Raw genomic sequence first — 21167 nt, forward strand, 5'->3', positions numbered from 1 at the left:
CGTGCGTGTCGATCGGGTTGGCCGGATCGACGCCGGCATACGCCACGAGGTTGCCGACGAGGTAGCTCGCGATGGCGCTCTGGAAAGTGTGGCTCGCGGGCTCGCTGGCGGTGGCGACGCGGACGAAGACCCAGCCGCGGATGCTCCAGGTGCTCATGTCGGTGCGCACCAGCGTCCAACCTGCAGGCGGGGTGAGCTCGGCGCCGATCTGGTTCCGGTTCGCAAGGTGCGCCAGCAGCACGTTACCGGCGGCGACGCCCGGAGGGGTCGAGAGGGTCAGGCTGGTGACCGTCTTGCCGCTCGCGTGCGTGGTGCCGACGAGGGAGATCTCCTGGGTGGCCGGCGGCTGGAGGGGACGCAGCACCACCGCGTGCGTGATGTTCGTGTTGGGAAGCGTGGAGCTGCCGGTGAAGGCGGGCTGGGCACCTGCGGCCCCGAGCTCCGAGGTGGCGGCGCTGTGCAGCACGCCGCGCGACGACGAGACGAGGCAGGTGTCGAGCTGCTCGGTGAAGCCCGTCGGAGGGGTGTGGACCGCGGGGCACGCGGCGCCTCCCCAGACCTGGGCCGAGAACCACACTGCGAGGCCGTTCGCGGACGACGTGGTGGCGACGGGCAGCGCGAGGCTCGCGCTGTTGCCATTCTTCTGGCCCACGTGCACGTCGATTGGCTGGATCGGATCCGCGCCCGACACCGCGACCAGGGTGGCCGCCATGGAGCTGGCGAGGTCGAGGGTGAAGGTGTGACTGCTCGGCTCGGCCGCGCTTGCCACTCGGAGGAAGAGCCAGGACTTGATGGCCGAGGCGCTCTGCTCGGAGCGCAGCAGCGTCCAGCCAGCGGGTGGGGTGGCGACGGCGGCGACGGCCTCGCGATTGCTCAGCTGCATCACCAGCACATCTCCGGCGGCCGTACCGACGGGGGTGGGGATGGAGAGGGCGGTGATGGCTAGGCCGCTCGCGCTGGTGGTTCCTCGCACGGAGAGCGTGGAGAGGCCCTGGGCCGTCGTCGCATCCTGTACGTCGTCGGGCTGCGCGAGCTCAGTCGTTCCACAGGCGGCCATCAGTAGGGCGGCCGCGATCCACAGACTTCGGAATGGGGGCATGGGGTTTCGATCGGGTGTCGACTCACCGGACTGGAGGTCCGGGACTCGGCCATGTGAAGGACCCCGAAGCGAGAAGCGCAATCGACTGTCATGACACGGGAAAGCTGCCGTGAAACGGTTGGGATCGTTGGGTGGGATCGAAAGAAGGTGGCAGTCCTGTCCATGCAGTCACGCGGAGTCCTTGGAGAACGCGAAGCCCAAAGACACCTGCGCACGGTGCAAGGGCGCGAAGGGCGGTCGGCACCCCGAGGGGTGGGCATTCAGGCAAGCCTCGTGACCGTGGCTGTGACCGGCTCGTGACGCCGGCAGAACGGTGCTGACAGCTTGTGATCTGGAGCGTGCCCGAGGGCTTCTTGTCAGCGTCCGAGCACGCGCCGAGCACGGCGCACGCGGCGAGTACGGCGCATCGATGGAGGGCCACCCCAGGCCGTGTGGTGTTGAGGCTCAAGACAGCCAACAGGCCGGCGGTTCCTGCCACGGCATCAACTGGCGCGTGGGCGTGCAGGGCGTGCAGTTCGCGGCACTGGACGTGGCCACGGGCGGGCTCGTCGCGGCGTCGGAGTGGATTCCCCTGACGCCGTGAGCCAGCATGGGGTGCAATCCTCGAAGGAGCACCCGTTGCTCCTCCCCTCCGAAGAGGTCGCCCGGAATGACGCTCTTTCGTGCCCATGCAACGCCCCGTCGTCTCGCGCGGCTGCTGCTCTGTCTGGTGACGGCCGCGACAGGCGGATGTCGCTCCGAGGGCGGAGAGGAAAAGCGCCCCGAGCCATCCCGGACGCCGACGGAGGCCCCCGCGGCGGAGCAGCCCGCCGACCTCCATGGCCTCGGAGGGGTCGAGGGCGTGCAGGCCTCGTATGACCAATCCCGTCAGCCTGCCAGGTTCATCGCCGCGCTGGGAATTACGCCGGGACAGCGGATTGCCGATGTCGGAGCGGGCCTGGGCTACTTCACGCAGCGACTCTCGGAGGCCGTCGGTCCGGCGGGACAGGTGGTCGCGACCGACATCAACGACGAGGCCCTCAAGCGGCTTCGCGCACGGATGTCCGAGCGGAAGAACGTCGTGGTGCGCAAGGTGGAACCGGACGAGCCAGGCCTCGAACCCGGCGCGTACGACCTCATCCTTCTCTCCGAGGTGGACCACTTCCTCTCGGACCGTGTGGCCTACCTGACCAGGCTGCGTCTCGCCCTCACCCCGAATGGCCGTATCGCGGTGACGCACCTTCGGGCGATGCGCCCGCCGCTCGTCGCCGCCGCCCAGCAGGCGGGCTACTCCATCGTGTCCGAGTACGACGGCCTTCCGGACCACTACCTGCTGTTCCTGCAGCCCGCGTCCAGTCGATGACCCTGAGGGAGCGGCGGCGCGAGGGCCTCGCCTCGCGCGGGTGACGTTCCACGAGGGCTCGTGCACACGCACGGGCCCTTCGTCGTTTCAGGCGACGGTCCATCCTCGGACGTCGTGGCGAAGAAAGACCTTCGAGGGCTCCGCCTCGACGACGCGGGTGGCCATGGCCCTCAGCCGGAGCTTGTCCCGCTTGCTCAGGTCCCTCCAGGGCAAGAACAGGTGCGAGTTCCGCGAGCGCCAGAGCACCACGCCCCTCCAGCCACCCTTCATCGCCTGGTCGTGAAGGAAGGAATCGAGCTTCTGGGTGAGCGTCACGGGCTTCAGCTCGGGGCTGAGCAGGAAGTCGAGCACGGCAACCTGTCTGGATTCGACGGCCCTCACGATGGCGCTCGCGACGACCACCGAGCGCAGGTTCGGGAAGGCCTGCTTCGAGAGGATGGCCTGGACCTCGCTCACGGCCCCTTCGTCGATGGCGCGGTAGAGCGTCTGGGTGTGCCGCTTCTCGCGCGAGACCGAGAAGCGCCAGAGCAGGACCAGCGCCGTGAACGGCAGGACCGCCAGGAGCCACTCCTTCAGCGTCGTCATGCGTCTGTCATAGCATCGGGTCCTGGCTTGCAGGGGAGGCGTCCCGGGTGGCTTCGAAGATGCTGGCAGAGGGCGTCGCGGCCCGTGGACTGGGCTTTGCGGCGCTACCCTCACCTGACATTGTACCGGCTGCCACCCTACAGCCCGCAGCTTCAGCCTGTTGAGCGGCTGTGGCGCCCTCTGCGCGGACGCACCACTCACAACCTGCTCTTCGACGAGATGACCGAGCTTCAGGACTCGTTACGCTCGGGGCTCGCCTACCATCGTGCGCGGCCCCAGGTGGTGCTCAAGCTTCTCGGCTCTCTCTGGAACCCGACCACATCCGCCGAGGCGTGAATGCGGACATCAAGAGGGCGATGGAGCGCGCGAACGTCACGGGAGCAGAGTTCGAGGAGGTCCAGGCGCTCGTAGGTCCGCTAGGCCTCGAGTGTCTTGCGCATGTTGCGGTGGGGGACGCCCACCTCGGTGTAGGGGGCGCCGAAGACGGCGTAACCCAGCCGCTCATAGAACGGGACCGCCGGTTCGCGCGCGTGCAGGTGGACATGGGTGAAGCCGCGCCGCACCAGCTCCACTTCCAGCGTACGCACCAGCCGGGCACCCAGCCCCTGCCCTTGGAGGTGGGAGGCCACGGCCATCTGGAACAGCCGTCCGCCGTGGGCATCCTCGGGGTTGAAGAGGACGCAGCCGAGCACCCCCTCCTCCTGGTGCGCCACCAGGTGCAGGCTCTCCGCCTCGAAGGGAAAGGCGACGTCGTCACGGGTGAAGCCGAGCGGCTCGCGCAGCACGCGGAAGCGCAGCTCCAGCTCGCCCGCGTAGAGCGGATGCGCGGGGTGGATGAAGGCGAAGGTGGCGCCGGCCGTCACGTCAGAAAGTCCCCGTGAGCTGGAGCGTGAAGGTGCGGCCGTACTGGGGCACGGGGGCGATGGAGTTCTCGTCCGACACCGGCAGCGAGTAGCGGGTGTCCAGCAGGTTGTGCACGCCGGCGAAGTAGCGCAGGGGGCCGTAGTCACCCGACAGGCCGAAGCCCACCAGCAGGGCCTCGCCGCTGTCCGCGCCGCCCGGGCCGGTGGGCCGGGCGCTCTGGTAGATGGCCTGGGTGGCCACGCGCATGTCGCCGGCGCCAATGGGCAGCATCATCCGGCCCGCCACCAGGTGCGCGGGCGCCGCGGAGGCCACTTCCTCCGAGGCGTTGCGCAGCGTCACGTAGGAGTAGCTCACGTCCACCAGCAGCCAGCGGCCCGGCTGCCAGTGCACGCCGGCCTCGGCGCCCCAGGCGAGCGTGGTGCCGTCGGTGTTCATGAAGCGCAGACAGGCGGCGGTGCCGCAGTCGCCTGAAGCCGCGTCCTCCGCGGTGAGCTGCACCAGGCTGGAGATGCGGTTGTGGTAGCCGGCGACGGTGAGGCGCAGCTCGTCCGTCAGGTCGTGCGAGTGCTCCAGCTCGAAGGTGGTGATGGTCTCCGGCCGCAGGTTCAGCGCCGCGCCCTGGGAGATGCCGTCCGCGTAGTAGAGCTCGTAGACGTTGGGCGCGCGGAAGGCGTTACCCGCCACCAGCTTGGTGAGGCCCCGCTCGTAGGGCCGGGCGATGACGGCCAGGCGCGGGGTGATGGGCGTGCTGTCCAGGTCCACGTACTTGTCCAGGCGCAGACCGGCCGACACGCTCAGCCGCGGGTGGATCTTCCACTCGTCGAGCAGGTACGCGGACACCAGCGTGCGCGCCTGGGTCTCCAAGGGCAAATCACCGGCGTCCTGCCGGACGCGGAGCTGCGCCTGCCCTTCCACGCCGAGCGTGAAGACGTTGCCCTCGAACAGGCCGATGCGCGCGCGGGCCTCGCCGGTGAGCCAGTCCGCCGCGCCGCCCTCGGTCCGGGCGCCGCCGTCCTCCTCCGGGTAGACGTAGGTGCCCTCGTAGCGGCTGATGTCGAACGCGCCGCGCACGGACAGGCTGAAGCGCTCGGTGAACTGGCGCTCGTAGCGGGCCTCGGCGAAGGCGCGCAGGTCCTCCACGATGTTGCCCTCCGTGCCGGGCACGGTGCCGTAGGGCGCGGTGGGCAACTCCTTGGTGCGCACGTTGAGCTGGGCCTGGAACGACAGGTCGCCCACGCGGGCCGGAGGAGCCCCGGCGGCGCGCTCCGCGTCCAGCCCGGTGATGATGGGACCGCTGGAACCCAGCCGGGTGGTGTCCGCGCCCGTGGACGTCAAGGCGGCGGCGCTCACCAGCACCGACCGGTTGCCGTCCTCCCACGACGCGGTGGCGTGTCCCCGGGTGGTGCCGAGCGCGCCCACCGCGCCCGTGACTTCCAGGTGCTTGTCCGAACCCAGCGACTCACGGGGGACCACGTTGATGACGGCGAAGAAGGCGCCCGTGCCGTACAGGGCGCTGCCAGGGCCGCGCACCACCTCGATGCGCTCCACTTCCTGGATGTCCACGCTGAGGTCGCGGGCGGCGAAGCCCTGGCCGGCCCAGACGTCGTTCATGGAGTGGCCATCCCAGAGGATGAGGATGCGCGTGTTGAGGTCGCCCGGCGGGGAGAAGCCGCGCACGCCCATGTACGTATAGGTCCGGTCGTCGGTGAGATAGAAGCCGCGCACACCGGCCACGGCCTCGGCGACGGTGCGCCAGCCGAAGGCGCGCAGCTCCTCCTGTGTGAGCACGGTGGTGGAGGCGGGCGCTTCGTCGACGGCGACCAGGCTCTTCGATGCGGCGCGCACCGGAGGCGGCGCGTAGCGCAGCTCGGCGTGGACCTTCACTTCTTCCTCGGCCACCACCTTCACCGTCTGGCGGAGCGGGCGCACCTCGCGGCTCTCCACCTCCAGCGTGTGCTCGCCTTCGGGGAGGGTGACGACGGTGGGGGTGAAGCCGGCGGGCTTGCCATCCACGCGCACCGTGGCGCCGTCGCGGTTGGCGGTGACGACGAGCCGCCCGGTGGGCCGGTCCTGGGGACGCAGCGCCACGGCGACAGGCACGTTGCCGTCAGCGGGGACATCCACCACGTACTGGCTGGGCGCGTAGCCGGGGGCGCGCACGTGCAGCACGCGCTGGCCGGGAGGCAGCCGCACGCGGCCGGGCACGCGGGCCAGGATGTTGCCGTTGGGGGCGTCGCGAATCTCGGCGCCCTCCGGCGTGCCCGTGATTTCCACGCCGCCGGTGATGAGCGTGAGGTCGAAGGTCTGGTCCGTCTCACGGCCGCGTACCAGGGTGAGCGTGGCTTCCGCGGCGCGGTAGCCTTCCTTCTTCACCATGATTTTGTGACGGCCGGGCGTCAGCGCGAGCGTCTGCGGAGAGCGGCCCCGGCTGCCCAGGTCCATGCGATCCACGTAGACGTCGGCGCCCTTGGGGTTGGAGGTGACGCGCACCAGCGCGACCTTGGGACGGAGCCGGTCCACGGAGCGGGAGACCTCGGCGGCGTCCTCCTTGGGCAGGTCCTCTGCGAGCAGGTCGTTGTAGTAGCGGTACGCCTCGTTGAACTTGCCCAGCGCCTCGAAGCAGCGGGCAATGTTGAAGAGGACGTTCCGGTTGGGCACCAGGCGGTAGCTGGTGAAGTAGGAGCGCAACGCCTCGGCGTACTGCCCCTTGGAATAGGCATCGTTGCCGAGCTCGAACGCGATGTCCGCTTCATCCGCGTTGTTGTCCGCGAGCACGGGCGCGGACAGGAGGAACACCGAGAGGACGAACGCGAAAGAACGGGAGGAACGCATGGGACGCCAAGCATTCTTCCCTCTCTGGCGTGAGAGGTCCATGGGGGCTTATGGGTTGGCAACAGGGCGTCGGACCTGATGGGTAATGTCGAGCCTGGACATGCAACGAGGAGTGGGGTTCCACTCCGGGGAGGCGGGGGCCATGATTCAGGAGCTGTCGGCCATCACGGTGAGAGAGGAACGGGACACGGGAATGGGCCACGAGACGAAGCGCCCGGCGACCTACGAGGACCTGGTGGCGCTGCCGGAACACCAGGTGGGGCAGATTATCGACGGGGAGCTCATTGCCCAGCCGAGGCCGGCGAGTCGACATGCGCGGGCCACCACCCGGCTGGGTGGAGAGCTGTACGGCCCCTTCGAACGGGGACGCGGCGGGCCTGGAGGTTGGTATTTCCTGGATGAGCCGGAGCTGCACTTCGGCGCGGATGTCCTGGTGCCAGACCTGGCGGGCTGGCGCCGCGACCGGATGCCGGAAGTCCCGGATACGCCCTTCTTCACGCAGCCACCGGACTGGGTCTGCGAGGTGCTCTCGCCCTCCACGGCTTCCCTCGACCGCTCGCGCAAGAAGCGCATCTACGCGCGGGAGGGCGTCGGGCACGTCTGGCTCGTGGACCCTCAGGCGCGGACGCTGGAGGTGTTCCGGCTGAGCGGGGGACAGTGGCTCGAGCAGGGGACGTGGTCGGACGACGAGCGCGTCCGCGCCGAGCCCTTTGAAGCGGTGGAGCTGGAGCTCGGCGTGTTGTGGCTGCCGGAGGCGAAGGCGAAGTGACGCCGCCTCCGCCTCAGTGCACCACGCCCCGCGCGGACATGGCCGCCTGAGGCGAGGCGGAAGGCTCGCGCATCAGCTTGTCGCCCGCGGCCTGGAGGACCTGGGTGGTGGCACCCTCGGGGTCGCGGAAGAAGGAGGGCGTCCACATCCGCACGAGCTGCCAGCCCTGGCCTTCCAGCACGCCGGTGCGGAAGAGGTCCCACTCCACGCGGTCCGCGGCCTTGGGGTAGCGCGTGCCGTCACACAGCACGCCGACGGTGACATCGCCTGGGCGGGTGGGGTGCCGGAGCGCGACGTCCACGCAGAAGCCGTCATTGCCCCAGTGGACCTCCGAGGACACGCGGTGCTGCGTGGCCAGATGTCCTGCCAGGGCCTGCGCGAAGGCCGAGCCCGCGTCCGTGGGCCTCACGAACACCTCCGCTGTCTCGGCGGGCCGCGACGCCTCGGACACGGTGTCCTCGGGTTCGCGGCGGGCCTCCTGGGCGTAGGCCGATTCCAAGGCCTCCGCGAAGCGCAGGTACGCGAAGAGGAGCCAGCCGCCGTTGGGCTGCCGGCCCGCTTCCATGGGGGCGCGGACTGGTAGGACTCGCGCGGAATCGAGGTGACGAGGTGAATCTGCTCCCGCGCTCGCGTCACCAGCACGTTGAGCCGCCGGCCTCCGCCCGCGCTGCCCAGCGGACCGAAGCGCCGGTAGAAGCGGCCGTGCCGGTCCGGGCCGTAGGTGGTGCTGATGATGAGGTGGTCTCGCTCGTCGCCCTGGACGTTCTCCAGATTCTTCACGAAGAGCCCTTCGAATGAGCCCGAGCCCCGGCGCACGCGCGCTTCGGCCAGCCGCGCCGCGAAGGATGCATCGCTGGCGGCCATCTCATCGAGGACGTCGTTGATGGCGTCGCGCTGGGTGAGGTTGAAGCACGCGATGCCAATGGACGGCGGCTGCGGCCGTGAGAGCAGCTCCTTCACCAGCGAGCCCACGGCGCGAGCCTCCACCAGGTTGGCGCGCTTCTCATAGGTGCCGCCCACGGGGAGCAGCCGCAATGGCGCGTGGGGCACGCTGTGGGACGGGTGCGCGGGAATGGCCTGGAGCCGCTTGTCGTAGAAGTGGTCGTTGCTGAAGGCGATGAGGTCCGCGTTCTGGGAGCGGTAGTGCACGTCCAGGTAGCACTGGTCGATGTCGAGGTTGAGCGCCGCCGACAGCAGGTCCTCCACCTCGGATTGCTGCTCCTCGAAGAGGCCCTGCTCGCTTTCGGCCTCCTGCTCCGCGTTCTGCACCACGGCGGATTCGAAGAAGCGTGTGGGTGGCAACTGCTTCGGGTCACCGGCGATGACCACGCGGTGGGCGCGGGTGAGGACGGGCAGGGCCTCCTCCAGCCGGCACTGCGAGGACTCGTCGAAGATGACGACGTCGAAGATGGGGCGGCGGGGGAAGATTTGCGCCACGGTCTGCGGGCTGGCCATCCACACGGGGCGGACGTCGAAGAGCGGGTCGCCCCCTTCGATGCCTTGCCCGGTGGCGATGACTTGACGCACGCGCAGGGCGCGCTCTCCTCGCAGCATCAGCCGTCGGCGGAGCTCCGCGCCCTGCCCGTTGAGCCGGCCGCCCGTGCCCGCGAGCAGCCGCTCGCGCTGGCGCTGCGTCCAGCGGTGGACCAGGGCGTCGCGCACGAGGACCCGCTTCTTCTCCTCCAGCACGCGGTAGTGCGAATGGGTCGTGCGCACGCGCTCGGCGTCGATGCGCTGGAGCGCTGGCGCCTCCTTCAGTCGCGCGGAGGCTTCCGCCGCCAGCGTCGCCTTCAACACCGCGCGCCAGCCGGCCTCGGCCTCCGCGCCCTGGCGCGCCAGCCGCTCCACGGCGGACTCCAGCGCCGGAGGCATGCCCGTCAGCACCGCGCGCATGCGCAGCAGACCTTCCACGGTGGGGAGCCGTGACACCAGGGCGGTGGTGACGGATGCCAAACGCTCGCCCGAGCGCAGCCCACGCGAGCGCGAGTCGAGCCACGACGCGGAGAAGAGCCCCGCTTCGGTGAGCCGGGCTTCCAGTCGCGCGACGGCGTCGCCTCGGGCCGCGGACAGCCGCAGGCCCGCCAGCAGCGCCGCGCGAGCCTCCGCGTCCGCCGTCAGGGCCGCCCGCACCGCGTCCCGGCACGACGCGAGCAAGGGCGTGCGCTCCAACTCCTGCAGCAACTCGAAGAGCGCCGCGTGGGTGCGAAGCGTCTGGGACAAGGACTCGTCGGTGAGCGTCGCGGTGTCGCCCGGGACGAGCGTGGTGCGGTGGTACTCGGTGAGCAGCGCGCGGGCCTTCACGCCCGTGAAGAACCGCGTGACGCGCTCCGCGGCGAGGATGCTCAGCGTCAGACCGAACTGCTGGAGCACCCGGCGCGCCCCGGTCTTCCTCGCGAAGTAGAAGAACGCGTACCACTTGCGAGCGATCTCCAGGTACGAGCCCAGCGCGGCCATCGCGGTGGCCAGCACGCTCAAGGCCTGGGGCTGCTCGCGGTGGACCAGGGCCAGCTCCGCGTCCAGCGGCCCTTCCGCGAGCGCCTGCCGCTGTGCCGCCAGCCCGTCGAGCTGTGTCCGCGCGGCCTGGACCGCGTCCGGCGTCGCCGAGCCCCAGCGCGCGAGGACGTCCGGACGGGCCGACTCCAGCAGTGGTGCCAGCTTCTCCGCGAAGGCGGCGCGCGCCGCGCCCTCCGCCCGAGGGTCCGCGCCGAAGACAGGAACGTCTGGTGACACGAGCGCATCCGCGTCCCGCGCCGCGCTGTCGACAGCGCTCAGGCGCTCGCGGTAGGTGGCCAGCGGCGTCGCCGGTACGTGGCGAGCTCCCCGCCTAGGGCCTCGCGCCACGGGTTCTCCGGATAGCCCTCCTTGCCGCCGCGCTCCAGCACCTCACGCACCTCGCGCTCGTGCGGCGTCACGTCGCCCAGCCGTGCGTGGGCGAGGCTCGACAGGGCGGGCGTGAGCGCGGCGGGGGCCTCCACGGAGAACCACTGGCCCACCAACTCGTGGAAAGAGGGCGCGGTGCCTCCGTCGGGGCGCTCGGAGAGGGCCCGGTCGGCGGCCGTCAGCTCGTCATGGAGGGACTGGAGCTCCGTGTCGATGCGCGCCAGTTCGTTGGCCACGGCCGCGTCGGTCCGTGTCTCCGGCAGCGTGTCGAGCTGCTCGCGGATGCCCATGTAGAGGTCGCGCTGGTCACGCTGGGCGTCGTGGACGACGGCGCACAGGTGTCCAAGGCCGAGATGGTCCAGGCGGTGCTTCACCACGTCCAGCGCGGTGCGCTTGTCGCAGACGAGCAACACGCGCTCCCCCGCGCGGTGGTCGCCAATGGCATTGGCGATGGTCTGCGACTTGCCCGTGCCCGGAGGCCCATGGATGACGAGCCCCCGGCTGCTGCGTGCCAGCCGCACCGCGCGCGCCTGGCACGGGTCCGCGAGTGTGACGAGCCGCTCCTCGCCCGTGCGCTTGAGTCCCTCCAGGTTGGGCTCGCCGCCGCCGTGTCCCGGGGGCAGGCCGAGAGAGACATCCACGCGGAGGAAGCTCTCCAGCGGGCCGGAGATGGGTTCTCCGTCCAAGAGCGCGCGCATGTCGTCCACGAGGCTCTGGTTGGACAGGGGGTACAGACCCAGCACGGCGCTGGGGAGGATGGCGGCCTGGGGCTGGGCGTCGTCGCCACGCGGAATGGGGGCCAGGAGGGTTTCCGGCGTGAAGGGGGCCGGCGCGGGCAGCTCCATGGCCTTGCACACGGCGGCCACCAGTTCGTTCAGCTCGCGCCACGGGTCCTCGCCCGCTTCATCCGCGAAGAGGTCGCCCAGCCGCTGGCCCGTCTGCTGCTCCAGCCAGGCGAGCAGCGCGGTGTTGGGGGCCACCCGGTCCACGCCGGCCTCGGCGCCTTCCAGCTCCACCGACGGCACGCGGCCCTTCTTGAGCGTGAGCCGCACGGGGATGAAGGCGATGGGGGCCAGGATTCGCCGGGTGCCGAAGCCGCGCTTGTCCTTGGCGCCCGGTGGCAGGTGGAGCAGGGGAAAGCCCACGTGAAGGACGTGCGCGCCGGTGTCCTGCTCGAAGGTACGGGCGTCCTCGACGATGGTGGCCAGCTTGCGGAGCAGGTCCTGCTGTTCCTCCTCCGCGCGGGAAGGCGCGGGGGCCTCATCCGGCGGAGGCGCGTTGTCGGGACGCGCGTGGCGGGAAAGCCCTTGGGGGGTGTCCAGCGGAAGCGCGGCGTCGGAAGCCACGTCGCGGGAAGGGACGTGGTTTTCGTCCAGTGCGTGCGCGGCCTTGGGCGCCGCGTCCGGCAGGTCGTCGGCATCCGTCCCCGTGGCATCGTCGTCCTGGGTGCGAGCGGCGCGGGCCTGGGCGGAGCCCTTGCGTGGGCGAGCCTCGGGAGGCGGAGGCGGCGGCTTCACCACGAGCCGGGCCTGGGCCTTCTCTCCGAGCAGGGCGGCCAGCAAGGTGTGGGGCGCGGTGCCATCCAACCGGCTCAGCGTGGCGAGGTCCACGCGCTGGCGGCTGTTGTGCGGCCGGCTGTTGAGGCTGGGGCCGGATGCGAGCGCGGCGTAGAGCCGCTCAAGCATCTTCTCAAGGACGCGGTTGCGGGGCTCGGGCGACAAGGCGGCACCTCTCGACGGGAGGGGAGGCCGCTGTCTCTATCACGCGAGGGTGGCCCTGGGGCCGGGCTTCAGCCCGCCAGCGCGGCGGCGAGCGCCTGCGCCGCGGCCTCCAGTTCCTGCGCGGGGAGGTGGTCGGAGGCGGGGGCATCGAAGGCGGCCCGGCCCCAGAGCCGCTGCGGCGTCTGCGAATAGCGGGGGACGAGGTGCAGGTGGAAGTGGCGCAGCACATCGCCAATGGCGAAGGCGTAGGCGTGTTCGGCGCCCAGTACCTCGCGCTGGGCGCGCATGACCCGGGCGGCGAAGGGGCCGAGCTCGCTCGCCGCGTCTGGCTCCAGGTCATACCAGGCGCGCACGTGCCGGGCGCTGGAGATGACGACCCAGCCGGGCACGGGGCTGGGGCCCGCCACGCCATGCAGCACCAGTCCCGGCGCGCGCGCGATGACGCCTCCCACGGGTCGTGTTTCACCGCGCACGATGGCGCAGCCGAGACATGGGTCATTCACATCCAAAACATCCGGCATGGGCTCACGCTAGCAGTCCGGGGAAAGCCCGGGTGGGTCACGCCATCGGGTCAACGGTGACTCATGTCCATGAGGGCATACGGGGTTCTCCGAGTGATCCGTGACACACCCGGTTACGGGCGTCTCGGCCGATGAGAACCCGCTTTGAATCAGGGGGGGCTGCTTGACGGAACGGGCAAGTGTCGGAGAGTGTCCGGCCGACGCCTCATGAAGTGTTGAGGCGGCGATACTTGGGGACTTTTCTTTCAAGGCGGGGATGATGAAGAAGCATCTGGTAATGGCCGTGGTTCCGTTCCTGGCGTTCGGTTGTGGAGACGACCTGGTTGACGCGGACGGAGACGGAATCGCGGACGGCGTGCGCGAACCGGACACTGTGACGGTGGTGACGCCAGCCAATCCCAAGGGCACGGTGTCCGGCCAGGTGCTGAGCACGGACCTGCGGCCGCTGACCGAGGTCACGGTGGAGATGACCATCGGCAGCTCGGCGGAGCCGGTGTCGGCCATCTCGGATGCGAAGGGCAACTTCACCTACAAGAACGTCCCGGCCGGTTCGCACGTGCTGCTGACGTTCTCCAAGGCGGGCTATGCCACGCTGCGCGCGACGGCGCAGGTTCCGTCGTCCGCGGGCAACGTCCCCATCAACAACGGCAACGCGAGCTTCGGCCCCATCACCCTGGCGCGGCTGGACGGCACGCTGAACTTCCTGGTGGTGACGCCGCAGGGCCGTCCCGCGGCGGGTGTTCGGGCGACGCTGGAGGCCACGCCGGCGGGTGCCATCTCCAACGGCGATGAGTCCTCGTCGATGGTGAGCTCCGTGGTGGTGGAGGCGACCGCGAACGAGCAGGGCCTGCTCACCTTCACGGGCATCCCGAGCGCTGCTGAGCTGGCGCGCCTGCGCAACGGCAACGGCGAGTACAGGCTGTGGGTGTCACCCATCGACGCCAACGGTGACGGCATCCCGGATACGGGGGGCTACGTCAGCACGTATTCTGGGGCCGAGGTGGTGGCCAACAGCACCACGCGGCTCATCAGCCTGCCGTACTCGCGGCCGCAGAACGTGCCGCTGAGCATCGAGAGCAGCAACGTGGCCAGCCTCCGGGGCGGCGGCGCTGACTTCCATCCTCTGCGCAACCTGGTCCGCCCGGGCGAGCTCATTCACCTGTTCTTCAACCAGCCCATTCAGCAGGGTTCGCTGCTCGTTCGCATGACGGACGAGTACGCGCGGGAGTCGCTGGGCGTGACGGCGACCGTGAACAACGGTGGCTACAGCGCGACCATCAACCCCGGGGGCACCGTCGAGGGCAAGGAGTACAACCTGGACGTGCGCGCGGTCTCCGCAGAGGGCGGCTCGCTCTATAGCACCATGGGTTACTTCTTCGCCGGTGCTGCGACTGGTCCGCAGCAGGCGACGGCCATCGCGGAGGCTCGCTACCAGGAGACCTCTGCCATTGGAACGCCGACCCTCAATCCCGGTGAGCTCGTCTACATCAACTTCTCGCACCCCGTCGCGCGCACGTTCACCTCGGGACAGCACGTCCAGGTGTTCTTCGACGCGGATATCAACAACAGTGGTGCCCCAGGAGATGCCGTGGGGGAGGTTGGGTACCCCATCGGGTTCGACCTTTACATCGATGAGCCTGATCGTCCGGTGCCGACCCGCACGCCTGCTGAAACCCCTGTTTTCGACATCCGGCTGTCGAACTACAGCACCCGTTACTACTTCGTGTACGCGGGTACGGTGGCACTGACTCCCAGCTCGGCTCCGCTGCAAGTGGGTTTCTCGGCGCTGGGTAGCCGTGAAATCAATGGCACCTACGAGAACATCTGGGGGCAGCCGCTCTCGACGGACCTCTCCATCCGGGGCATCGCTGTGCAGCCGCCGGTCCCGTGAGCTTGCGATTCATCGGTTGATGCTGGGCTGAGCCTCAGCACTGCACCCCTATGGAGCGCGTCTCCATAGGGGTGTCGTCTTTTGAAGCTTGGAGCGCACAGGTCGGACAGGGAGTCCATCTATCTGGACCCAGGGTCCAAGGCGTGGCGTGCCTCGGGTGGGAGCGTCCTGCTCCCGACCAGTAAGTCATCGATTATCCAAGCCTTTGGTGGCAGCAAAGTCCACTTTTGCTGGGAACGGCTGCTGCATCCGAAAGCCAGATACATGAGATTCATCCGACTCCTGTCAGTGTGGTTCTGTTCCTTGCTTTGGGCCTGCATCAACGTGCCGGAAGTCGATGTGGTCCCTCAAACGCCTGACGCAGGTCCTGTGGCTGATGCGGGGGGGTCGACTCCCTCGGTGAGGCTTGAGTTGTCGCGGACCGTGACGAATAGAGACGTCTGGGTTCGTGCCTCTGTGTCGGGGGATGCGCCAGACGCCGTTGAACTGTTCGTCGACGGGAATTCGGTCGCCTTGCTGCCTCCGCCTCGCTACGAGCTGCGCTGGAGCACGGAGGCCCTGGATGAGGGAATTCATAGCTTTGCAGCGAGGGGCACCATCGGGGAACTCCGGGTCATGAGCGATGCGAACACGCTCACTGTGGACCGGACGGCACCGAGGCTTGTTTCGCAGACCCCCTTGCCGGGGGCTCAGACAGCATTGGTTCGCCATCCCATCCAGGCCGTATTCTCCGAGCCTATTGAGCCCGCCTCTGTCACGACAGACTCCGTGAAGCTCTGGTCGAATGGCAGCGAGGTTCCTGCGGAGTTGCAGCTCTCCCCAGAGCGTACTTCGCTGACGTTGCGGCCTCTGGGGGCCGTTCCGGTCGATACGGTGATGTCCGTGACGCTCACTGAGTCAGTGACGGACGTAGCGGGAAACGCATTTGCCGCCCCCGTGGTCTCCTGGGAGTGGACGTTCCCGGCCTATCTCTCCATGGGCGGTGGTCTTGCTGCTGATCCTGCAGGATATTCCAATGTGTATTCGCCGTCGCTTGGGTTTGATGCGGCGGGTGACCCCATTGTTGCGTTTGTTGATGGCGCCAGGCCTGGGAATTGGGGCGTCCATGTCAAACGGTGGAATGGGACTTTGTGGGAGCCGTTGGGAGAGGTGTTGGATGCGAATGACGGTGAGACATTTGTTCACTCATACGTGCTCCAGATTTCTCCAGAAGGAGACCCAGTCGTGGCCTGGACGGAGGGGACGGAGGCTGGGTACATCAATGTGCATGTCCGCCGCTGGTCCGGAAGCCAGTGGTCCGCTGTAGGGGGGCCTGTCGAGACGCGCCTGTCACAAGGAATCATCGAGATGTTCCAGTTCAAGGCGAACGCTCGTGGCGACATGGCGATGGCTTTTCGAGAAAAGAACTCGAATCAGCAGTCCCAGATATCCGTCCTGACTTGGGGAGGCTCTGCTTGGGTGCCGCTCGGTGGGGCTCTCAAGGTCGACCCCACATGGGAAGTCTCCAATGTGGGGTTGTTGCTGGATGTGTCGGGACGTCCAGTTGTCGTCTGGTCCGAGTCCAACCCGGGTTGGAGCGTCTCGAAGACGTATATCCAGAGGTGGAACGGTGGTGCGTGGGAGTCCCTAGTGACGCCTATTGATGGGCCGCATCGCAGATATGGCCTGGATGGGGATGGCAACCTGGTTCGGGCCGTCGCGTATATGGACATCCATGGGGCACAGGCTGGTGGGGTCCAGCGATTTGATGAGGCTCACGGATGGGTCAACCTTGGTGCGCCTGCCGGCGGCCTGTTTCCGGGGGCTACGGATGCGCTGATCGGGGGGCTTGGTGTCGATACTCAGGGCCGACTGGTTGCGTTGCTGGGCGAGCCTGAGATTGCTGATGGGCCTTGGGTTACCTATCTCCGCCGCTGGGACGGCGCTGCATGGGGACCGTTGGGTGGTTTGCTGCGCCCGCTGCCAGGAAGGGTCCCCACTGGTCATGGTGTTGTTGCGCTGGACGCACAGGACCAACCTGTTCTGGCCCGCATAGAGGCGGCCGAAGGCACTCCCAGCCAGCACCACCTCTACGTCTACCGCGCCAACTATTGACCACCCACCGTCCGCCCCACCTGTTCTCCAATGAACACGTACTGGCACTCCGGTCCGCATTCGTTGAAGAGCCGGGTGGGGTGGGCACGTCGGGAGGGGCGTGTATAGATTGCTCAACGCCCGTTCCAACCCGAGAGGCGTCTGTCCCATGAAGAGCACGGCGATGACAGTCCCGGCAGAAGACATGCCAACCGCCAAGGAGCCCGCGGCGGGGGGGAACAAGAAGCGTGTGCTCGTGGTGGACGACTTCGACGATGCCCGGGAGATGTACGCGGAGTACCTGGAGTTCGTTGGCTTCGAGGTGGACACCGCCCGCAACGGCGTGGAAGCGGTGGAGAAGGCCAGCGAGGGCGAGCCCGACATCATCCTGATGGACCTGTCCCTCCCCGTCATGGACGGCTGGGAGGCGACGCGGCGCATCAAGCAGGACTCCCGCACCCGGGACATCCCCGTCATGGCCCTCACCGGCCATGTGCTCGCGGGGAACGCGGAGCATGCCCGGGACGCCGGCGCGGACGAGTTCGTCGCCAAGCCCTGCCTGCCGCAGGATTTGGAGAACAAGATCCGAAACATGCTCAAGCCGAGCAAGGGGAAGGTCCGGGGCGGCTGAGGCCCAAGGACAACACCACTGCTCGGCAACGGACACTCCAGCGGCCCTGGCGTCCGGGAGTCTCCTCCCTCGCGGCCCGTTCAGTTGACCCCTGCCGGACGGATGCATAGGCACCGGGTGTGGGCTCTCCGGCCGCCTCGCCGCCTCCTGATGCGTGGACTCCTCCCCAGGAGTTCGACGAGTACCGCCTTGTGCGGGCCATCGGGCGTGGGCGCACGGGGCGGGTGTTCCTGGCCCATGACACGTTGCTCGAGCGCCCCGTCGCCGTGAAGTTCATCCCCGCCCTGGGGCCCAACGCCCTGGCGCGGTTTCTTGTGGAGGCCCGGGCGGCCGCGCGCATCCAGCACCCCAATGTCGTCACCCTCTATCGGGTGGGACAATTGGAGGAGCAGCCCTACCTCGTCTCCGAGTTCATTCGGGGGATGAGCCTGGACCGGCTGCCCAGGCCCCTGCCCTGGGAGCGCGTGCTGTCCATGGGGCGGGATTTGGCACGGGGCCTGAGCGCCGCTCACCGGCGCGGGGTGTTGCACCGGGACATCAAGCCCGGCAACGCCGTGCTCACGGAGGCTGGCGAGGTGAAGCTGCTCGACTTCGGCCTCGCGAAGCTCCTGGACCGGGCCGCAGGGGCGGGGGATGGCGCGCCGCCCGCTTCCGGGACTCCGCCGCCGGAGCTGCCTCCTGACCTGGACCCGGAGGCCAGCCCCAACCTGGGCGCGCGCTCGCTGGACGGAATCTTCCTTCCTTCGCTGCCGCGCGGCTCGCTGGTGGGGACGCCGTATTACATGTCCCCGGAGGCCTGGGCGGGCGAGGCGCTGACGGCGCGCAGTGACGTGTACTCACTGGGCGTCGTCCTGTACGAGTTGTGCGCGGGCAAGGGCCCCTTCCGGGACGTGCCCTGGCGCGAACTTCCGGCTCAGGTGCGCCACCGGGATGCCAGCCCCCTGGCCCAGGTGGTGTCCGGTGTGGATGCCGGGCTCGCCGCCGTCATCGACAAGTGTCTGCGTCGCGAGCCGTCCGAGCGTTACGCCACCGCCTCACAGCTGCTCGATGCCTTGGACGCACTGACGCGTGACGACACCGCCCAGGTGGTGCCGGAGGGCAATCCCTACCGCGGCCTCCAGGCCTTCGAGGAGGAGCACCGCGCCGTCTTCTTCGGCCGCCGCCGCGAGCAGCGCGCGGTGCTGGAGCGGATGCGCTCGGAGCCCTTCCTGCTCATCACCGGTGATTCGGGCGTGGGGAAGTCCTCCCTGTGCCTCGCCGGGCTGCTCCCCGCTGTCACCGAAGGGGGCCTGGAGGACGGGCGTCGCTGGCGCAGCGTGCGGCTGGTGCCGGGCCGCAGGCCCCTGGCGGCCCTGGTCGCGGCGCTCGCGCCTGTGCTGGAGACGGAAGAGGAGACCCTGGCCGAAGCCCTGCGCGCCGAGCCCACGTCCCTGGTGCGCCGGCTCCGCGTGAAGCAGGGGGCCCAGGAGGGGCTGCTCGTCTACGTGGATCAGCTCGAGGAGCTGGTGACGCTGGCGCCGCCGGCCGAGGCGGAGCTGGCGGGACAGGCCCTGGGGGCGCTCGCGGAGGGCGCCAGTGGCGTGCGCCTGCTCGCCACGGGGCGAAGTGACTTCCTCACCCGGCTGTCCGCCGTGCCCGGGCTGGGTGCGGAGGTGCCGCGCGCGCTGTACCTGCTGCGCGCCTTGTCGCCCGAGGAGACGCGGGAGGCCGTGACGGGCCCCGCTCGCGTGAAGGGCGTGCGCTTCGAATCCGACGCGCTGGTGGATGGGCTCGTCACCTCCACCCTGTCCGCGGCGGAGGGCGGCCTCCCGGTGCTCCAGTTCGCGCTGGCCGAGATGTGGGAGGCGCGCGACGCGGCGGCGGGTGTCATGACGCAGGCGGTGCTCGATTCGCTGGGCGGCGTGGAGGGCGCGCTCGCGCGGCACGCGGATGCGGCGGTGGCCCGGCTGCTTCCGGACCAGCGGGTGGCGGCCCGGGGCGTGCTCCTGCGGCTCGTCACCGCGGACGGCACCCGCGCGCGGAAGACGGACCGCGAGCTGGTGGGGGACGACGCCCGCTACCGCGCCGCCCTGGAGGCGCTGGTGCACGCGCGGCTGCTCGTGGCGCGCGAGGCCCAGGAGGGCACGTCCTACGAGCTCGCCCACGAGGCGCTGCTCTCCGGCTGGGGCACGCTGGCGCGCTGGCTGGCCGAGGCCTCCGAGCGCCGCGAGGTCCAATCCCGGCTGGAGGCCGCCGCCGCGCACTGGGAGAAGCTGGGCTTCCCGAGCGAATCCCTCTGGGGCCCGCGTCAGCTGGAGGAGACGCGGGTGCTCGACACGGGAGAGCTCACCCGTCGCGAGCGCGACTTCCTGAAGGACTCGCGCCGCACCATGGTGCGCAGCCGGCGGACGCGGCATGCGCTGGTGGTGGGCTTCGTCGTGTCCCTGGGGCTCGTCTACGGCGGGCTCAAGCTGAGGGAGCGTTGGAGCCTGGACCGGCAGGTGCGCGAGGAGCTGGGCCAGGCGGCCCAGGCCTTGAGCGCCGTGCGTCAGGACTGGGGCAGGCTGCGCGCCGAGCGTGACGAGGCCTTCCGCCTCTACGGCACCGGCCGCCGCGCCGACGCGGACCGGCACTGGAACCGGGCCGGTGCGCAAGCGGGACAGCTGCGCGGCCGCTTCGACGAAGTGGCCGGACGGCTGGAGCGCGCGCTGGCGTTGGCGCCCGGCCGCGCCGACGTGCGCGAGGCCCTGGCGGACTTCCTCTACGAGCGCGCCCTGTGGGCCGAGCAGGACGAAGACGCCTCGGCGCTGCCCGCGTTGCTCCAGCGTCTGCGGCTCTATGACACGGCGGGCACGCGCTGGCGGCGCTGGAACGCCGCGGCCAGCCTCACCCTGGAGACACCTGTCCCAGGGGCGGAGGTGGAGCTGCGTCCACTGACGCGCGATGCGCAGGGCAGGTTTCAGCTGGGAGAGCCCCTGCAAGCGGACCCGGGGCGCTGGCTGGACGCAGCGGTGGCGCCGGGCACGTACCAGATTTCCGCGCGCTCGCTCGGCTACGAGCCGGTGGTGCAGTGGGTGCTGCTGCGGCGAGGCGAGTCGCGGCGGCTCGGCGTGCCGCTGCCGCGCATGGGCAGCGTGCCGGAGGGCTTCGTCTTCGTGCCGCCGGGCGAGGTGAAGTTCGGCAGCGCGGCCGAGGCCAGCGTGCGCGAGTTCTTCAACGCCGTGCCCCTGCACTCCGTGGACGTCCCTGCCTTCCTGGTGGCCCGGCATGAGGTGACGTATGCCGAGTGGCTGGCCTACGTGGAAGCGCTGCCGCCCGCGCAACGCGCACAGCGACTGCCGCGCGTGGGAACGGGCGGCTACGCGGGCCTGCTCACGCTGGGGAAGGTGGACGGCGTCTGGCGGTTGCGCTTCCAGCCCGGGAACGAGCCCTACATGGCGCGGGCCGGAGAGCCGCTGCGCTACGCTCGCCGCACGTCGCGCGCGGAACAGGACTGGCTGCGCTTCCCCGTCAGCGGCATCACCTTCGCGGACGCGGAGGCCTATGCCGCGTGGCTGTCGGAGAGCGGCCGCGTCCCCGGCGCCCGGCTCTGCTCGGAGCTCGAGTGGGAGCGCGCGGCGCGCGGCGTGGACGGGCGTGAGTATCCGCATGGCGACACCCTGGCCCCGGACGACGCCAACATCGACACCACCTACGGCAAGCAGCCCGGAGGCTTCGGCCCCGACGAGGTGGGCAGCCACCCCGCATCGCGCAGTCCCTTCGGCGTGGACGACATGTCCGGCAACGTGTGGGAGTGGACCCGCTCCTGGCTGGAGCCGGGCAAGGCCGTGGCGCGTGGGGGCAGCTTCGCCTTCGCGGCGACCTCGGCGCGCGCCTCCAACCGCGAGCTGCCGGAGCCGTCCCTGCGCGACGTGACGGTGGGCATGCGGGTGTGTGCGGACGTGGCATCCGCCGCGCACCCCTGAGCCCGCCTGCTTGCC

The 21167-nt window shown here is 69.7% G+C and carries 14 protein-coding genes and 1 pseudogene; 8 read left to right on the top strand and 7 right to left on the bottom strand.

Going from position 1 to position 21167, the window contains the following annotated elements; all coding sequences use genetic code 11:
* The first annotated feature begins 71 nt into the window (after window positions 1-71).
* Together QEG98_RS02985 and QEG98_RS02990 are read left to right on the top strand one after the other, a co-directional pair.
* A complete protein-coding gene (locus QEG98_RS02985) occupies window positions 72-743 on the top strand; it encodes a hypothetical protein (RefSeq protein ID WP_316565674.1) in 672 nt (223 codons plus the stop codon).
* 1005 nt (window positions 744-1748) lie between these two features.
* Window positions 1749-2441, top strand: coding sequence for a class I SAM-dependent methyltransferase (locus QEG98_RS02990; RefSeq protein ID WP_237079116.1), 693 nt, complete (start codon window positions 1749-1751; stop codon window positions 2439-2441).
* 87 nt (window positions 2442-2528) lie between these two features.
* Here QEG98_RS02990 and QEG98_RS02995 read toward each other — a convergent pair whose 3' ends face one another.
* From QEG98_RS02995 to QEG98_RS03005, 3 genes are all read right to left on the bottom strand, one after another.
* On the bottom strand, window positions 2529-3026 hold the full coding sequence (locus QEG98_RS02995; protein ID WP_140786915.1) for a hypothetical protein: 498 nt from the start codon (window positions 3024-3026) through the stop codon (window positions 2529-2531).
* A 416-nt stretch (window positions 3027-3442) separates the two neighbouring features.
* On the bottom strand, window positions 3443-3889 hold the full coding sequence (locus QEG98_RS03000) for a GNAT family N-acetyltransferase (RefSeq protein WP_316565675.1): 447 nt from the start codon (window positions 3887-3889) through the stop codon (window positions 3443-3445).
* Between the two features lies 1 nt (window position 3890).
* Window positions 3891-6722, bottom strand: coding sequence for a TonB-dependent receptor domain-containing protein (locus QEG98_RS03005; RefSeq protein ID WP_316565676.1), 2832 nt, complete (start codon window positions 6720-6722; stop codon window positions 3891-3893).
* A gap of 142 nt (window positions 6723-6864) precedes the next feature.
* Between QEG98_RS03005 and QEG98_RS03010 the strand changes: the two genes are divergently transcribed.
* Window positions 6865-7491, top strand: coding sequence for a Uma2 family endonuclease (locus QEG98_RS03010; protein ID WP_316565677.1), 627 nt, complete (start codon window positions 6865-6867; stop codon window positions 7489-7491).
* Between the two features lie 13 nt (window positions 7492-7504).
* Here QEG98_RS03010 and QEG98_RS03015 read toward each other — a convergent pair whose 3' ends face one another.
* The 4 genes from QEG98_RS03015 to QEG98_RS03030 form a co-directional block, all read right to left on the bottom strand.
* Entirely contained in the window at window positions 7505-7900 is a 396-nt protein-coding gene (locus QEG98_RS03015) for a hypothetical protein (protein ID WP_316565678.1), read from the bottom strand.
* On the bottom strand, window positions 7897-10332 hold the full coding sequence (locus tag QEG98_RS03020; RefSeq protein WP_316565679.1) for a DEAD/DEAH box helicase: 2436 nt from the start codon (window positions 10330-10332) through the stop codon (window positions 7897-7899). Before QEG98_RS03020 ends, QEG98_RS03015 begins: the two co-directional genes overlap by 4 nt.
* Window positions 10260-12092, bottom strand: a complete 1833-nt coding sequence (locus QEG98_RS03025) for a DUF4011 domain-containing protein (RefSeq protein WP_316565680.1) — start codon at window positions 12090-12092, stop codon at window positions 10260-10262. Before QEG98_RS03025 ends, QEG98_RS03020 begins: the two co-directional genes overlap by 73 nt.
* Before the next feature lie 68 nt (window positions 12093-12160).
* Window positions 12161-12613: an HIT family protein gene (locus QEG98_RS03030; RefSeq protein WP_011550653.1), complete on the bottom strand. Its 453-nt coding sequence runs from the start codon at window positions 12611-12613 to the stop codon at window positions 12161-12163.
* Window positions 12614-12869: 256 nt separating this feature from the next.
* Here QEG98_RS03030 and QEG98_RS03035 point away from each other — a divergent pair, with 256 nt between their 5' ends.
* The 5 genes and pseudogenes from QEG98_RS03035 to QEG98_RS03050 all read left to right on the top strand — a co-directional run bounded on the left by QEG98_RS03035 (window position 12870) and on the right by QEG98_RS03050 (window position 21152).
* The gene (locus tag QEG98_RS03035) at window positions 12870-14504 is read left to right on the top strand and encodes a carboxypeptidase-like regulatory domain-containing protein (RefSeq protein WP_316565681.1); all 1635 of its coding nucleotides are present in this window, start codon (window positions 12870-12872) and stop codon (window positions 14502-14504) included.
* Window positions 14505-14768: 264 nt separating this feature from the next.
* Window positions 14769-15026: pseudogene (locus QEG98_RS41585) on the top strand (hypothetical protein); the annotation flags it as partial.
* Between the two features lie 93 nt (window positions 15027-15119).
* Window positions 15120-16598, top strand: a complete 1479-nt coding sequence (locus QEG98_RS03040) for an Ig-like domain-containing protein (RefSeq protein ID WP_316565682.1) — start codon at window positions 15120-15122, stop codon at window positions 16596-16598.
* A 148-nt stretch (window positions 16599-16746) separates the two neighbouring features.
* Window positions 16747-17208, top strand: coding sequence for a response regulator (locus QEG98_RS03045; protein ID WP_090486438.1), 462 nt, complete (start codon window positions 16747-16749; stop codon window positions 17206-17208).
* Between the two features lie 119 nt (window positions 17209-17327).
* Entirely contained in the window at window positions 17328-21152 is a 3825-nt protein-coding gene (locus QEG98_RS03050) for a protein kinase domain-containing protein (protein WP_316565683.1), read from the top strand.
* Window positions 21153-21167 lie beyond the last annotated feature (15 nt).

The sequence above is a fragment of the Myxococcus sp. MxC21-1 genome (genome assembly GCF_032612255.1).
Taxonomy (GTDB): Bacteria; Myxococcota; Myxococcia; order Myxococcales; family Myxococcaceae; genus Myxococcus; species Myxococcus virescens.